This window comes from Bartonella massiliensis (assembly GCF_902150025.1).
Taxonomy (GTDB): domain Bacteria; phylum Pseudomonadota; class Alphaproteobacteria; order Rhizobiales; family Rhizobiaceae; genus Bartonella; species Bartonella massiliensis.
This window is the reverse complement of sequence record NZ_CABFVS010000068.1, coordinates 1-1097: the sequence shown is the minus strand read 5'-3', so window position 1 is coordinate 1097 and position 1097 is coordinate 1. Positions and strand designations below refer to the sequence as shown.

The window sequence follows — 1097 nt, the reverse complement described above, 5'->3', positions numbered from 1 at the left end:
CAGCACAACCACCCACCAAAGCACCGCCATAGACCTTGCCATGTATTTTTGCACGACCATTAATAAGGGCATAATTATAAACCTCGGCATAGCTATGAATACGAGCCGAGCCAGCAACAATGGCACGACCATAGACCCTTGCATAATTAAAAACCGTAGCATCATAAGAAACATGAGCATGATCATGAATATGAGCATCAGCAAAAACGCAAGCACCCCCACTGACATGGGCATACCCATAAACATTGCCATAAACACGGGCATTGCCATAGACACAAGCATTATCATAAACCCAGCAATTGCCATCATGTGAGAGATTATCTTCACTTTCAATATACCCCCCGAGGTCGCCTTTTTTGACATCATCAAAATCTCTTAAAGCTCTAATTCGCTTTAAGAAATGACCATCTATATATTCACAATCATCAATAAATTCGTATTTTTTTTCAGGCTCTTGTTTATTAACAGAGGCGGTTTCATTTGAAATGTTAGAAGAAATTGTAGTGTTTTGTGATGTAGTTTTCATAACTAAATCCTTACTGTTAGGTTCCTATTGACACCCTATAAGAGCGCCGGGTGGTAGAAACACGGCAGTAAGTCCGTCGTTACACTTTTCTCATAAGAGTATTGTATGGTGTAACCACACCCGACAAAATCGTTATATGCCAATCACAGCATAAAAGATAGTCAGTATTTTTAAAGACATGGGAGAGGCTGTTTCGTAACCTATCCGCTTACTGTTTAAGTGTTTCTAGCACTTGAATATTTATATAACAAAATACGTATTTATTGTCAAATAATATTTTATCTTTTTTGATATTTTTTATGATTTTTTTAAATGCATTGTGTGTATATATTTATCATATGCTTATAAAACAATTCTTTTGTATTATATGCTTTTAAAGCTATATTATGGGCTTTCTTAAACGATTGCGTTATTTTTTGAATCTATACATTTATAATATTTAGAAACGCTCTCATCATGCGTATTTTTAACTTTATAACCTATCTTGTTTTTTACTAAATGGTTTTTAATTTTTTGTTAATTTCTTTTAAAACACATTTGCAACTTAATAATTTTTTATAGGAACTGTCTT

1 protein-coding gene is annotated in these 1097 nt (G+C 33.6%); it reads right to left on the bottom strand.

Annotated features, from left to right (window positions below):
• On the bottom strand, positions 1-526 hold a 526-nt coding region (locus FNZ60_RS09450; RefSeq protein WP_142417291.1), incomplete at its 3' end, for a hypothetical protein.
• Between the last annotated feature and the right edge of the window lie 571 nt (positions 527-1097).